Source organism: Brachybacterium paraconglomeratum, from assembly GCF_003994255.1.
In the GTDB taxonomy this organism is placed as follows: domain Bacteria; phylum Actinomycetota; class Actinomycetes; order Actinomycetales; family Dermabacteraceae; genus Brachybacterium; species Brachybacterium conglomeratum.
This window is the reverse complement of the sequence record NZ_ML133853.1, coordinates 161745-176054: the sequence shown is the minus strand read 5'-3', so window position 1 is coordinate 176054 and position 14310 is coordinate 161745. Positions and strand designations below refer to the sequence as shown.

Here is a 14310-nt window from a genome sequence, read left to right as displayed (position 1 = left end):
TGTCCGAGACTCCCGACCACAGCCGGCACCTCGCATGAACGACATGCGCATCCGTGCGGCAGGAAGACCAGGCCGATGAATCCCCTGTATCCGATCGAGTGGGCCGTCGCATGGCTCATGGTGAAGTTCCATGCGGTGCTGTCGCTGTTCATGGATCCGAACTCGGGCATCACCTGGGTGCTGTCCATCGTCGGGCTCACCGCCGTGGTCCGCACCCTGATCATCCCGCTGTTCGTGCGCCAGATCCGCGCCTCGCGCGCGATGCAGATGGTCTCGCCCGAGCTGCAGGCGGTGCAGAAGAAGTACAAGGGCAAGACCGACCAGGAGTCCCGGCAGAAGATGGCCGAGGAGACCATGGCGGTCTACAAGGAGGCCGGCGCCAGCCCGTTCTCCTCCTGCCTGCCGGTGCTGCTCCAGATGCCGATCTTCTTCGGCCTGTTCCGGGTGCTGTTCAACAAGCTGCCCGACGCGGCCGAGGGGAAGCCCTTCGGGCCCCTGACCACCGAGCTGGCCCAGAGCGCCAGCAACTCGACCATCCTCGGCAACGTCACCATCGCCGACAGCTTCCTGAACTCCGGCGACGGCGGGATCACCACCAAGATCGTCGCCGGCATCATCATCGCGGCGATGTGCGCGGTCACCTTCTTCACCCAGAAGTCGCTGACCATGAAGAACATGCCCAAGGCCGCCCTCGAGGGCCCCATGGCCAGCACCCAGAAGATGATGCTGTACATGCTCCCGTTCATCTACGTGATCACGGGGCCGGGCATGCCGATCGGTGTGCTCATCTACTGGCTGACCACCAACGTGTGGACCTTCGTCCAGCAGTACATCGTCATCCGCGCGACCCCCACCCCCGGCTCCGACGCGGAGAAGGAGCGCCAGGAGCGCATCAACGCCAAGCGCGAGCGGAAGGGTCTGGAGCCGCTGGACTTCACCCCGCCGAAGAAGGTCGCCGAGCCCGATCCGGAGCCCGAGCGGAACATCCGCGTACAGCCCACCTCCAAGAACAAGGGCGGCAAGAAGCTCTCCGACGAGGAGAAGCTGCAGCGCGCCCGCGAGGCCCGCGCCAAGGCCGCCGAGGAGCGGCGCAGGGCGCAGGAGGAGTCCGGTGACTTCCCGGTGCCCCCGCCGAAGAGCTCCCCCCTGGACAAGGGCAAGAAGAAGCGGAAGAAGTGACCTCACGGCCCGGGAGCACGGTCGCTCCCGGGTCGTCCATCCCTGCATTCCCGGAGGACCCTGAATGAACGAGACCATCACCGATCCGTCGTCGGCCGACGAGACCGCCGCCCGGCAGGCGCACGAGGGCACGGACGCCCCGGCCGCCGAGGCCGCGGAGACCGCCGCCCCCGCGGACTCCGCCGGCTCCGCCGAGGCCGCCGAGACGCAGGACGCGGTCGAGAGCGAGTCCGAGGACGAGTCCGACGGCGAGTCCGACGAGGAGCGCCTGCGCCGCCTCGAGGAGGAGGGCGACATCGCCGCCGACTACCTCGAGGAGCTGCTGGACATCGCGGACCTCGACGGCGACATCGACATCGACGTGGACGGCGACCGCGCCTCCGTGGAGATCCGCGGCGCGGACCGTCTCGCGGAGCTGAACCGCCCCAAGGGCGAGCTGCTGGACGCCCTGCAGGAGCTCGCGCGCCTCGCGGTCCAGACCCGCACCGGCGCCCGGTCGCGCCTGATGCTGGACATCGGCGGCTTCCGTGCCGAGCACAAGGGCGGACTCGAGGAGCTCGCCGCCTCCGCGATCGCCGAGGCGAAGGAGTCCGGGCAGCCGGTCCCGATGCGGCCGATGAACCCCTTCGAGCGCAAGGTCGCCCATGACGTCGCCAAGCGCGAGGGGCTGCGCTCCGAGTCCGACGGCGACGGCAAGGGCCGTCACGTCGTGATCTACCCGACGTCCTGAGGCCTGCCGTGACGACGCTCCCCGCATCGCTCCGACCCCTGGCCGAGCGCCTCTTCGGCGACCGGCTCGAGCTCGCCGAGCGCTTCGCCGCCCTGCTCGCCGAGCAGGGTCCCGAGCGCGGTCTGATCGGACCGCGCGAGGTGGAGCGGCTCTGGGAGCGCCACCTGCTCAACTGCGCGCTGATGGCCGACGCCATCGACTCGTCGGTCAGGACCCTGGCCGACGTCGGCTCCGGGGCCGGGCTGCCCGGCGTCGTGATCGCGATCGCCCGCCCTGAGCTGCAGGTGATGCTGATCGAGACGATGCAGCGTCGCACCACCTGGCTGGAGGAGGTCGACGCCGAGCTCGGCCTCGGCCTCGAGGTCGTCCGCGCCCGTGCCGAGGAGCTGCACGGCGAGCGGGAGTTCGAGGTGGTCACCGCCCGGGCCGTCGCGGCGCTGGACAAGCTGGCCCGCTGGACCCTCCCGCTGGTGGAGGAGGAGGGGCTGCTGCTGGCGATGAAGGGCTCCTCGGCCGCCGACGAGATCGAGAGGGCCCAGAAGGTGCTCACGAAGCTCGGCGGGATCGACCCCACCATCACCCGGTACGGGATGGGCGAGGTCGAGGTTCCCACTACAGTGGTCCAAGTGCGTCGCCGGCCGAAGGCGAGCAGGAAGGGAGATGCGCGTGGCTGAGAAGCGCGAGGGCTCCTCCCAGGGGGCGGGGTCGATGGACGACACCCCGCTGATGCGCGAGCTCACCCGGGACCACGCCCGCCGCCGGCAGCTGGAGGAGGTCGAGTTCACCTCCCCCGAGCACACCAGGATCGTGACCATCGCGAACCAGAAGGGCGGGGTGGGGAAGACCTCCACCACCGTGAACCTCGCGGCCGCGCTGACCATGGGCGGCCTGCACGTGCTCGTGATCGACGCCGACCCGCAGGGCAACACCTCCACGGCGCTGAACATCGAGCACCATGCCGAGGTGCCCAGCATGTACGAGGTGCTGGTCGAGTCCGCGCCGCTGTCCGAGGTGGTCCAGGACGTCCCGGACATGGAGCGCCTGCAGTGCGCCCCCGCGACGATCAATCTCTCCGGCGCCGAGATCGAGCTGGTCTCCCTCGTCGCCCGCGAGAACCGGCTGCGCAACGCCATCCGCGAGCACCTCGAGGAGCGGGAGGCCCAGGGCCTGCCCCGCCTGGACTACGTGCTCGTCGACTGCCCGCCCTCCCTCGGCCTGCTCACGGTCAACGCGCTGGTCGCGGCCCGTGAGGTGATGATCCCGATCCAGGCCGAGTACTACGCGCTCGAGGGCCTGACGCTGCTGCTGAACAACATCGACCTGATCCGGCAGCACCTGAACCCGGATCTCGTGGTCTCCACGATCCTGCTGACCATGTACGACGCGCGCACGCGCCTCGCCGCACAGGTCGCCCAGGACGTGCGGGACCACTTCCCCGACCAGACCCTCGAGACCACGATCCCGCGATCGGTGAGGATCTCCGAGGCGCCGAGCTACGGCCAGACCGTGCTCACCTACGATCCCGGCTCCAGCGGGGCGCTCGCCTACCGGGCGGCGGCCTTCGAGCTGAACTCCCGGCCCGCTCCCTGACCTCGACCTCCCCTCACCGCGCGATGTCGCGCCCGGCACGGAGGTCACCCCCACGGTGACGACATTTCTCGGAAGGACAACGGCCATGACGCAGAAGCGAGGACTCGGCAGAGGTCTCGGCGCCCTGATCCCGGGGGCAGGCTCCTCGCCCGCTCCTGAGCAGGAGCTGCGCACGCGCACCCGTCCGCAGGAGGAGGGCAGCTCCGCCGCGTCGAGCACGCGCCCGGTGGACATGTTCTTCTCCGGCGAGAAGGTCTCCTCCGAGGACGCCCCCCAGCGGGGCGGCGCCCGTGACCTGGCGACCGGCATGGCGCGCGCCGCCGCCGAGCGACGCGGCCGCACCGCGGGCCGCTCCGGCAGCTCGTCGACCGCGAAGCGCTCCGGAGCCGGGAACTCCTCCGGTGGCGCGGACGCGAGCGGTTCCGGCGCCGGGACGGCCGCCGAGGCCTCGACGACCTCCAAGGGCACGGCGGCACAGCGCGGCACGTCGAGCTCGGCGGGCACCGGCTCCCGCTCGACCTCGTCCAAGGGCACCGCGTCCAAGGACTCCGGCACCGCCTCGAAGGGCACCACGTCGAAGAGCACCACCTCGAAGAGCACGACGGCGAAGAGCACTGCGTCGAAGAGCACTGCCTCGAAGAGCACCTCGGCGACGTCCGCGCCGTCGACGACCGCGAAGCGCTCAGGAGCCGCGAAGAGCACCGGGACTGCCAAGAGCACCTCCTCGTCCAGGACCTCCTCGCCCGCGAGGAGCACCTCCAGCTCGAAGGGCGCCTCCTCCCCGGCGAAGCGATCCACCGGCGCGAAGAGCGCGGCCGTGCCCACGGCTGCCGCCGACTCGACCGGCACCGCGGAGGGCACCGCCGCCTCGAAGGACGCGAGCGCGACCGCTCGGCCCACCTCGGCGCCGACCACTCCCACCCCCGCCCCCGCGACGGGCGGAGCAGTCGACGAGACCGCTCCGGTCAGGACCGACGAGGTCCCGACCGTCGCCTCCTCGTCGGCCGAGCAGGAGCAGGCTTCTTCGCAGGCCGCTCCTGCCGCCGCAGAGAACGAGGCGACGGCCCCGGCGTCGAGTGCGCAGGATGCGCAGTCCGAGACCGATGACGCGCCGGAGGAGGCTCCGCAGGCCGGCTCCGCGGAGTCGGAGGCCCCCCTGCGCGGCGAGGACAGCCCGATCGTCGACGTCGAGGCGGTCGAGTACACCCGAGTGCGCGACACCGCCCCGTCGGAGGACGCCGAGCCGGCAGCGCCTGCCGAGCCCTCCACGACCGAGCTGCCTGCTGCCGCCCCTCAGGAAGCCCCTGCCGCTCAGAACAGCTCCGCGCCGGCCGGCGAGCACCCTGCGACCGACGAGCCCGCTGAGACGGACTCCGAGCACGCAGCTGCGGTCGGTCCCGATGGGGATGCGCGCGATGACGCCGGGGAAGCGCCTTCCGACGCTGCCGACCAGTCCGCCGCCGGCTCGGAGCGAGCTCCTCTCGCGAGCCAGGGCCTCGTCAGCGTCCCTGGCGCGGAGTTCGCGGAGATCCCGATCCACGAGGTCCGGGAGAACCCCCGCAACCCGCGCACGATGTTCGACGAGGAGGAGCTCGACGAGCTCGCGTACTCGCTGCGCGAGGTCGGCGTGCTGCAGCCCGTCGTGGTGCGCCCGATCCCGGTCACCGAGGACGGGGAGTCCTTCGAGCTCGTCATGGGCGAGCGCCGGTGGCGCGCCGCCCGCCGTGCCGGTCTCACCGCCATCCCCGCGATCATCCGCGAGACCAGCGACGACGACCTCCTGCGCGACGCGCTCCTCGAGAACCTGCACCGCACCCAGCTGAACCCGCTGGAGGAGGCGAACGCCTACCAGCAGCTGCTCGACGACTTCGGGTGCACGCAGGACGAGCTGGGAGAGCGCATCGGGCGCTCGCGCCCGCAGATCACGAACACGCTCCGCCTGCTGCGGCTCCCCGCCCTCGTGCAGCGCCGTCTCGCCAGCGGAGCGATCAGCGCCGGCCACGCCCGTGCGCTGCTCTCTCTGGACGATCCGACCCTCATGGAGGAGCTGGCCCAGCGGATCGTGAGCGAGGGCCTCTCCGTGCGCGCCGTGGAGCGTCTGGTGGCACGCGGCGGACAGCAGCAGGCTCCCCGCACCGTTCGCCGCAGCACCTACGATCCGCACGTCGTGGACCTGACGAGCCGGCTGTCGAACCGCCTCGAGGCGCCTGTGCGGATCGATGTGGGCAAGCGCAAGGGCAAGATCACCCTCGAGTTCACGAACCTCGAGGACCTCGAGCGCCTCATCGAGAACATGGGCCTGGAGCTCCCGGCCCCGGAGTGACTCGGGGAGTGCGGAGTCCGTTCCGCACCCGCTCGCTGCAGCGCTGACGTGCTGCGGTGTGGAACGTGCGCCATGCCGTCGTCCCGATGACGAGCGCGCTCCTCTTCTGACCGACGAGAGCGTGCTCGTCCCGTCCCCCTCCCGCCGGTCAAACTCCGCGTTCGCCCGCGAGGAATACCAGCATCCCGAGGGGACCCTTCAGCGAAAGGGTCCCTCCTCTAGTGTGAGCGGTGTCACAGTAAACACGGATCTGCCATAGACGCTATGTGTGTCAGCTCCGTACGGTGCTCGCGGTGTGGACGCACCTGTCTTCCTCTTCCCTCCGCAGCCCCTTCCCCAGCCCCGCGTCGCCCTCGTACCGGGGGATGAATCCGCGCCATCGGTGCAGGCCAGGGTCCAGAACGGAGCTTGTCCACCGTTGTGTACAACTCTGTGGACTGCACTTCTCCACCGGAGAGTGGTTGTCCACAGATGTGTGCACCCTTGTGGAAGCGGAGTCCTTACGTGCCTCGGTCCCTCGTGGTTTCCCGGGAAACATGTGGCTCCCCGCTGCAGATTGCGAGGGCCGCAGGTGTCGGCACTGAGATGCTCCGGTCTCCTGAGGATGCCTGTGCGAGCATCTGATGCCATTCATGCAACGCTGGCCTCGGCTGACTCGCTCCCCTGGGGAGTTCCACGGGAAACCGAGTCGCCTGGTCCTGGGACGTGCGTTCCAGGGCTCGCGGTGCACGATCCTCGAAGGAGGAGAGTCCGCGGTATGCGGGGGACGAGCTGCCCCGCCTCTGCCGGGCCGGTGGTACCCACGTGGAAGATGTCCGTCGCGGGGAACAGTGCCGTATCCGTCGCAGTGATCCCGTCATGTCAACTTGCCCAGTGCACTGTTCCACGCGAAACGCTGGCCAAAGTCCGCCGACCAGGGCTTTCGGACCGCTCTTATTCTGCTTCGCGCGACGCCTCATGGGTCATAGGCAGAGTTCCGGTGTCGGAAGTGTCGTCAAAACCGTGGTGCGGCGTGGTTTCACGTGAACCCTCACAGGGTCGCCCCCTCCCCGGGGTGTCAACGGTGTTCACTCCATGAACTTCGACCGACGTATGCGCAGCGAGGGAAAGCCCGTCCCTGAGGAGCACAGAACTTTCGGGCCGCCGATGTTTCCCGTGAATCGCACGTGTCCGGGCATGAGCGGTGTCGTCGCGGATTACCGAGTCGGCGGTGTGGTGATCGTGAGTGCGGGGATCCACGTGAAACGAGCCGACGCGCCCGCTCCTCCTGCGCGCGCAGCAGCATCTAGACCGGGCAGAGTAGGACGCGATCACTCTCCCGCTCACCCTGAGTGTCTGGCGGGCCACGCATCAGAAATGCACGGGTAGTGTCCCTGATCCTTGTTTCGCGTGAAACATCGGGTTGGCAGGCGCAGCCGATCGCGACGACTGTGTGGCGAGTCCGTCCGCCTGCATCCGAGCGACTGCCAGGTGCGCCGGTGGACCCCGGCCCTTGAGGTTTCGCATGGAACTGCTGTTCGTGATGGTGATGCTGTATAGCTCCGCTTCCGGCTGCATCAAGCACAAATGTAGCGCCGTGTCTTGGGCTGGAGGCTTCGCGTGCTCATCCCATGTTGCCGGTTGCATTCTTGGGAAGACGAGCTCTCAACCGCCAGTCCTACGACAGCGTTTGCCGTGAAACATGGTGCTGGAACCTCCCAGTGGCGACTCTGAGGGCCCGTCTCGGTGGATGCACGTCGGATCGCGCGAATCCAAGGAGAAGCTGACGATCTCGTGCCGCGACTCGCCTCCAGTGGGGAGTGGAAGCGTTCCCCGTGAAACGCCGATGAGTGCAGAACTCCACATCGTGAGCCCCAGTCCAGAGCTGTGCGTTGCGCTGCCCCCCGGGACTGAGCCTGGTTCACGTCAAACCGTTCTACGGCAGAGCATCGAGGCGGCCCCCCTGCACTCGCAGCAGGCCCATCGGTTTCCCGTGAAACGGCAGGTGGGCTCTGCTGGTCGTCAGTTGCGCTGCGCTGCTTCACCTTCCCCATCCCGTGCTGTCGACCATGGGGCTCCGTCTCACCAGAAGGGCTCTCCCCCTGACGTGGCGGGAGTGGCGTCACGCCGTACATGCTCTGCACGCTGCGCGCTCTCGGCCCTGTTCGTTGCACGTGGAACCGCTGTATGGATCATCCAGCCGAGCGGAGGGACCGCCGGGGCGGTGGCATCTCCAGTACCTCATGACCAACGACTAACGCGTTGCCCACGTGGCGTGGAGGCTTCCTCCGTCGGCCCTGAGCGCATGCGTATTCCGTCCAAGGGAGCGTGTCTCCGGCGAGACGCCGTTTGTCGTGAAACCCCTCTACCAGTGCACGGGCGCGCCCGGGGAATCGCTGAGGGGACAACCCCGCGGGCGGCGGAGGCCTACCTCAACAGATCAGGAGAGTTTCACAGCGAACATGGCGCTGTGATGATCGACGGGCCAGTGGAGCCTGTCCGAGCGAGCCGCACGTGACCTGCTCACTCTCCTCCCACCGCCGACCCCTGTGCTGTTCGAGCCGGCGCGGCTCCTGTGGATCGGGCACAGAGCGTCGCTTCTGGTGCACGGGGAGAGACATCGGCCTCCCGCGCGGAGCGAGTGCGGCACGGAGCCCGGAGCTGTTGTTCGGAGTCTCGATGTCTGCACGAAGGAGGCGGACGCCCACGTGGGCGGCGCGGTACGGCGCGCCTGCTCCCGCCGCTCGCCTTGTGATTCACGTGCACCTTCTATGGTCATGCACAGTGTGCAGAACCCTGTGGACAACCTCTTCGGGCCAACTGTCCAGAATGTGACCTGCGATACAGCAGCTTCCCGTAGCACATCCCCGGGCCGACGTCAGCAGGACTCGGAGATCATCTGAAGCCGCAGGTCAGGGGCACTTCTGTGACGAAGGTCGTGGTCAGAGAGGTTCCACCGTCATCCACACTCAATTGTGGACAACCTTGTGGAAAGACCAGGACAGCTCTGTGGATAACCATGTGAATACCGATGTGGACACACCGTCCATGCACGTCAGCGCGGGCGGTTGCACCTAGGTTGACACGACGTGGAGGACGCCTCGCATGACACGCTCCGTCGGGCGCAGCGCGAGTCCGTCGCGTTGGCCGCGGCGTCGACCTCGCCTGGGCGCAGCCAGATGCGGACACGGCAGCATGTGTCGGGACGTCGCCCCCCGACAGCTCGTCCCGCGCGCGGTCGCGACGACCACGACTGGATCGTGAACACGGCGTGGCTGCTGAGCTCGTCCTGCCCGCGGGCGCGACAGCCCGGTCTCGAGAGACCGGTGCGGCCGCCGGCGATCCCACGGCCGCAGAGGCTCCCCTCAACCGGCTTCGGGTCCGAGCTCCGCGTCCACGACGTGCTTGGGCAGCGCTCCGCTGCGCCGGTGCGTGAGCCGCCACGGGCCGCCCAGGACGAGCTCCTCTCCCCCGGGGGTGAGGCCGTGCAGCTCGCTCTGCTCCCCGTCTACGTCGTCGGTGACGAAGCGGAGCCAGGTGGGCAGGTGCTCGATGTCCCAGCGATCCAGGAAAGCGTCCTCAGGATCCTCGACGAGGAGGCACCGCATGGACGTCCCCCAGCGTCGTGAGAGCTCCCTGAGCAGCGTGGGGGCGGGCCGGGACGGCGCCGCCCAGTCCGCGCTCACCAGCACGAGGACCGGCACCCGCTCCGCGTCCCGCGATGCGTCAGGCGGGCCGTTGCCGTGGGCGCGCTGCTGCGCGGGCAGGACGACGTCCGCCCTCCCCGCGCTCCCCCGGGAGGGGCCGCGAGGAGGGCGGACGGGGGACTCGGGCTCGGGCACTGCCGGCTCGGGCACCGCCGGGACGGTCACTGCGAGACGGCCTCCACCACGGGCTGCTCGGCGTCGGCCGCGGCGTCGATGCCGGCGGCGCGGTCGGCGAGCCAGCGCTCGGCGTCCAGCGCGGCCTGGCAGCCCGTGCCTGCGGCGGTGATGGCCTGGCGGTAGGTGTGGTCCACGACGTCGCCGGCGGCGAAGACGCCGGGCACGGAGGTAAACGTGCTGCGGCCCTGGCAGACGATGTAGCCCTCGTCGTCCAGCTCGAGCTTGCCGCGCACGAGGTCGGTGCGGGGCAGGTGGCCGATCGCCTCGAACACGGCGGAGGTCACGAGGTCGCGCTCCTCGCCGGTGACGGTGTCGCGCAGGGTCACGGACTCGACCTTGTCGCGGCCGTTGATGCGCACGATCTCGCTGTTCCACGCGAAGGTGAGCTTCGGATCGGCCTCGGCGCGGCGCGCCATGATCTTCGAGGCGCGCAGCGCGTCGCGGCGGTGGACGAGGGTGACGGACTTGCCGAAGCGGGTGAGGAAGGTGGCCTCCTCGACGGCGCTGTCGCCGCCGCCGACCACGACGATGTCCTGGTCCTTGAAGAAGAAGCCGTCGCAGGTCGCGCACCAGCTGACGCCCTTGCCGGAGAGGTCCGCCTCTCCGTCGATGCCGAGCTTGCGATAGGCGGAGCCGGTCGTGATGATCAGCGACTTCGCGCGGTACACGGTGCCGTCCTCGAGGGTCACCTTCTTCACGTCGCCGTCGAGCTGCAGATCCACGGCGTCCTCGTAGACGACCTCGGCGCCGAAGCGCTCGGCCTGCTCCTGGAAGGAGGCCATCAGCTCGGGGCCCTGCACGCCCTCGGGGAAGCCGGGGAAGTTCTCGACGTCGGTGGTGGTCATGAGCGCGCCGCCGGCGTCGAGGGCGCCCGCGATGACGATCGGCTTCATCTCGGCGCGCGCCGTGTAGATCGCGGCGGTGTAGCCGGCCGGGCCGGAGCCGACGATGACGACCTCGTGCACGGTGCCGTCGTCGTTCGCGACGGGCTGCACGAGCGGCTGCGCGGCCGGTGCGGGGCCGCCGAGGATGTTGAGGGCCTGGATCGGCTGGGTCATGAGGGTGTCCTTCCGTGGAATGGGGCGGAGGCGGTCGGCGGGAGGACCGCTGTCCAGTATGAGGCCTGCGGAGGGGCCGACGGGGTCAGAGCGGGCCGATCATCACGTGGCCGGCCCAGAGCCGGTCCTGTCCGGGGTCCTCGTCGTTCGCGCCGGTCCCGCAGGTGGGAAGCACGACCGTCGCGGAGATGATGCCGCCGTTCGCGCGCAGGGTGTCGCGGTCCACGGGGCCGTGGACGAGCAGCCAGCCGTTGGTGTCCTCCCCGCCCCATGAGACCTCCTCCATGATCAGGATCGATTCGGTGATGCCCTGCTCCTGCTGACACTGCGCGGCGTCGAAGCTCGTCATCGGCTGGATCGTGCCGGTGTCGACGAGCCGTTGGACCTCGGTGCCGACGCTCGCCTCCGTGACAACGGTCAGACCGGCAGAATTCTTCCCGGTGCCGGAGCCGGAGTCGACGGAGGCCCCGGTCATGTGGGAGGCGCTGGTGGTGGACTGCTCCAGCGCGGTGGCGAGCTGCACGCCGAGCAGGGCCGCGATGATCAGGGCGAGGATCATCATCGGCAGCGGGATGCCGAGCACCGAGCGGATGCGCGGCCTGCCGGTGCCCGCACGTCGTGCGGGCCCCCGGCGCACATCGCGGGGGGTCATCCGACCTGGATCTCCGCGATGCGGGCGCGGTAGCGGCCCTGCTCGTTGCTGTCCGGGGGCAGCTCCGGGATCCACAGCGCGACCTCGTCGGCCTCGACGGGCTCCGGGGTCTCGAGAAGTACCTCGCCGTCGCCGGCGAGCTCGCCGCTGGCGAGCACGTCGCCGAGGGAGCCGTCGTCGTGCACGGCCCGCAGCTCGATCAGCCCGCCGCTGTTGCGCGCGGTGGTGACCTTGACGGTCCTGAGCGTGGACTGCTCGGCGAAGGTCAGGCGCACGCCCGTCCCCTCCTTGAGGCCGCCGTAGTCGGCGCTCTGGTAGTGCTTGGTCGACCAGAAGGTCCCCGGGTCACCGTCGGTCATGCGGTCCTGCTGATCGGCGTTGTCGGGCTCGAGGTCGGTGCCCTGGGTGAACACCTCGACGCCGGTGAGCTCGGGGGCGGGCAGCTCCGGCTCCTCCGTGTCCGTCGGGGTCGGCTCGGCGGGCGCCTCGCCGGTGTCCTCCTCGACGGGGGCGGTGGTCTGGGGCGTGGCGGTCGCCAGCGGGTCGGCGATGATCTCGCGGAGGTCGCGGGTGATGGCGGTGACCGCGAGGACCAGTGCGAACATCACCACGATGACGCCGCCGACGACGATCCACTGCGACTGCAGGGAGCGCTTCTCACGGTCCCGGGGGCCGAGGGCGAAGGTGTCCGGATCGTCGGCGTCGACGGCGACGCCGACCACGTCGCGCAGCAGGGAGCCGCGCGAGTGCGGGATCGTCGTCTCCTCGGGGGTCTTGTCCAGGTAGGAGTTGCGACGGCCCTGGACCACGATCGGCCCGGTCTCGTGCGCGGCGGGTCCTGCGGCGGCGCCGACGGCGGGCATCGCCGCGGTGGGCTCGTCCTCGCCCGCGGTCCCGCTCGGCCCCGCTGCGCTGGACGGCTGGGGAGCGACCGACGGGGTGGGGGCGGCATGGTCCGCCGTCGGCGCGATCGCGCCGGTCCCGGGCTGCTCGGCGCGCCCATCGCTGCCCGCGGGCGAACCGGCGGGGCTCAGCGGCCAGTGCGTCCCCGAGGTGCGCGAGGGGACCTGCTGCGTGGCCTCGGGCTCGGCCGACGGGGACTGTCCTGCCGACGGGGCCTGCTGGGTCGACGGGGACTGCTGGGTCGACGCGGACTGCGCCGCGGCGGCGCCTGCGGCTCCCGCCGCGCCGGCGGCTCCGGCGAGGCCCGCCGCGGCCACCGCACCGGTTCCCGACACGGCGGAGTCCTGCGCCGCGTCGGTCGTCCGAGCGGCCTCCGCCTGGGGCCGACGGAGCTGGGTGATGTCGAGGTGGCCCGGGAAGGGGCTGGTGCCCCGCTTCTCGTCGAGATGCAGGTCCTTCACGAGGGTCGCGGCCGCCGCGGAGTGGTCCTCCCGCGGCGCCGCAGGGGTCTCCCCGGAGGTCTCCGCAGGCGTCTCCTCGCCGGCAGGGGCGTCCTGGCTCGAGGAGGAGCCGTCCTCCGCGGACAGGTCCTCGCCGATCGTGGCTGCGCTCGCAGCGGGAACCGAAGCGGTCTCGCTCGCCGCGGCCTGCGTCTCGTCCACTCGAGCGTCTTCCGACCGCTCGTCGACGACCTGATCCTCGCCTGTGCCCACCGCGGCGTCGTCGACGGGCGGCAGCGCCGCGGTCCTCTCGGCGGCGTCGCCGGGCTCGACGTCGGCGGGCTCGGCGTCGTCAGGGCCGTTCTCGGCCCGGGCAGCATCAGCCGAGGTGGCATCGGCCGACGCGGCGCCGAAGGCGTGATCAGCAGCGTCGGAGCCGGCATCGCCGGTGCCGTCCGCATCCGGGCGGGAGCCGGCGTCGTCACCGGTCACCCCCGCGCCCGCGACCACGGCGGCACCTGTCACCGCGCCGGCCCCGACGGCCGGACCGGCGGCGCCCCGCTCCGCGTCCTCCCGCGTGTCCCGGGCACCGGACTCGCCGCCGACCGCCCCTGGGGTCTCCGCAGCGGCCTCCGAGCCATGACCATCGCTCGGCGTCGCACCGTCGCCCGGCGCAGCTCCGGCCGCCGACACTCCGCCGGCGGCGCCGCGCGGATACGCCTCGAAGGTCACCGGGATGGACTGCCACGGCTCGAGCGCCTCGATCAGCCCGCGGGTGGTCTCGGGGATGTCGTCGGCGGACTCGTTGAGCACCAGGTCGCACAGCAGGTCGAGGTCCGCGGGGATGTCGGTGTCCACCAGCGTCGAGGGCCGCGGCACGGTGCCGGTGCCGTCGTGCTGGGGGGTGCGGCCCGTGAGCGCCCGGTAGAGCAGCGCGACCAGCGCCGCGGTGTCCTGGAAGGAGGCGACCTCCCGGGAGCGGTCCAGACCGGGGTGCGAGGCGGCCTCGACGCCGATGCCGAGGATGTGCACGCCGCCGGAGCGGGCGTCGACGAAGACGCGGTTGGAGTCGAGGAACTGATGGCGCACGCCGCGGCGCCTCGCGGCCTCGAGACCGGTCGCGGCCTCGCCGATGATCGCGCGCGCCGTCTCGGGGTGCATCGGGCCATCGGTCAGCAGCGCCGCGAGCGGCGGGGCGGGAGGCATCGGGTACTCCACGACCGTCGTCGGCCCGTCCTCGGGCGCACCGGTCGAGGTGGTGTCGGACTCCTCCCGGGGGTCGTCGAGCACGACGATCTCCCGGACGGGCAGCAGACGGGGCTCCTCGACGAGATAGGCGCGGCGCACCGCATCGGCCGCCTCGAGCGCGGCCTCGCCGCGGACGATGAACAGCACCACGGACTCGCCGGTCGCGACGGAGCGGGCGCGGCGCCAGACGGCGCCGTCGGCCACACCGGACAGCGGGATCCTGCCCTCGAGGGTCCACCTCGCGTGCAGTGCATCCTGCTCGGGGTTCGTGCTCACGGACCCTCCCTCTCCTCGTCCGGCGGGTCGATGCCCGTCATCTGCGTC

General features: G+C 70.7%; 9 protein-coding genes. 5 read left to right on the top strand and 4 right to left on the bottom strand.

The features are described from left to right. Positions 1-75 precede the first annotated feature (75 nt). The 5 genes from yidC (at position 76) to DS079_RS06770 (ending at position 5822) form a co-directional block, all read left to right on the top strand. The gene (yidC, locus tag DS079_RS06790) at positions 76-1179 is read left to right on the top strand and encodes a membrane protein insertase YidC (RefSeq protein WP_126985998.1); all 1104 of its coding nucleotides are present in this window, start codon (positions 76-78) and stop codon (positions 1177-1179) included. Between the two features lie 64 nt (positions 1180-1243). Further along, the gene (locus tag DS079_RS06785) at positions 1244-1909 is read left to right on the top strand and encodes a Jag family protein (protein ID WP_126985996.1); all 666 of its coding nucleotides are present in this window, start codon (positions 1244-1246) and stop codon (positions 1907-1909) included. 8 nt (positions 1910-1917) lie between these two features. Further along, positions 1918-2583 (top strand): 16S rRNA (guanine(527)-N(7))-methyltransferase RsmG, encoded by a 666-nt coding sequence (gene rsmG / locus DS079_RS06780; RefSeq protein WP_126985994.1) that lies wholly within the window; start codon positions 1918-1920, stop codon positions 2581-2583. Continuing rightward, positions 2570-3499 (top strand): ParA family protein, encoded by a 930-nt coding sequence (locus tag DS079_RS06775; RefSeq protein WP_224765401.1) that lies wholly within the window; start codon positions 2570-2572, stop codon positions 3497-3499. Before rsmG ends, DS079_RS06775 begins: the two co-directional genes overlap by 14 nt. A gap of 85 nt (positions 3500-3584) precedes the next feature. Next, on the top strand, positions 3585-5822 hold the full coding sequence (locus tag DS079_RS06770) for a ParB/RepB/Spo0J family partition protein (RefSeq protein ID WP_126985992.1): 2238 nt from the start codon (positions 3585-3587) through the stop codon (positions 5820-5822). A gap of 3344 nt (positions 5823-9166) precedes the next feature. On the opposite strand, the gene DS079_RS06765 is transcribed toward DS079_RS06770, so the two are convergent. The 4 genes from DS079_RS06765 to DS079_RS06750 form a co-directional block, all read right to left on the bottom strand. Next, entirely contained in the window at positions 9167-9658 is a 492-nt protein-coding gene (locus tag DS079_RS06765) for a hypothetical protein (RefSeq protein ID WP_126985990.1), read from the bottom strand. A gap of 11 nt (positions 9659-9669) precedes the next feature. Further along, positions 9670-10743 carry a thioredoxin-disulfide reductase gene (gene trxB, locus DS079_RS06760; RefSeq protein ID WP_126985988.1) on the bottom strand — a complete coding sequence of 358 codons (1074 nt, stop codon included), beginning with the start codon at positions 10741-10743 and terminating at the stop codon, positions 9670-9672. 85 nt (positions 10744-10828) lie between these two features. Next, positions 10829-11395: a hypothetical protein gene (locus DS079_RS06755; RefSeq protein ID WP_126985986.1), complete on the bottom strand. Its 567-nt coding sequence runs from the start codon at positions 11393-11395 to the stop codon at positions 10829-10831. Continuing rightward, positions 11392-14262, bottom strand: a complete 2871-nt coding sequence (locus tag DS079_RS06750) for a protein kinase family protein (RefSeq protein ID WP_126985984.1) — start codon at positions 14260-14262, stop codon at positions 11392-11394. Before DS079_RS06750 ends, DS079_RS06755 begins: the two co-directional genes overlap by 4 nt. Positions 14263-14310: the final 48 nt, after the last annotated feature.

Bases quoted from the DNA above. Each gene is read 5' to 3' on its own strand.
- yidC (WP_126985998.1), top strand. From the start codon at position 76: ATGAATCCCCTGTATCCGATCGAGTGGGCCGTCGCATGGCTCATGGTG.
- DS079_RS06785 (WP_126985996.1), top strand. From the start codon at position 1,244: ATGAACGAGACCATCACCGATCCGTCGTCGGCCGACGAGACCGCCGCC.
- DS079_RS06775 (WP_224765401.1), top strand. From the start codon at position 2,570: ATGCGCGTGGCTGAGAAGCGCGAGGGCTCCTCCCAGGGGGCGGGGTCG.
- DS079_RS06770 (WP_126985992.1), top strand. From the start codon at position 3,585: ATGACGCAGAAGCGAGGACTCGGCAGAGGTCTCGGCGCCCTGATCCCG.
- trxB (WP_126985988.1), bottom strand. From the start codon at position 10,743: ATGACCCAGCCGATCCAGGCCCTCAACATCCTCGGCGGCCCCGCACCG.
- DS079_RS06755 (WP_126985986.1), bottom strand. From the start codon at position 11,395: ATGACCCCCCGCGATGTGCGCCGGGGGCCCGCACGACGTGCGGGCACC.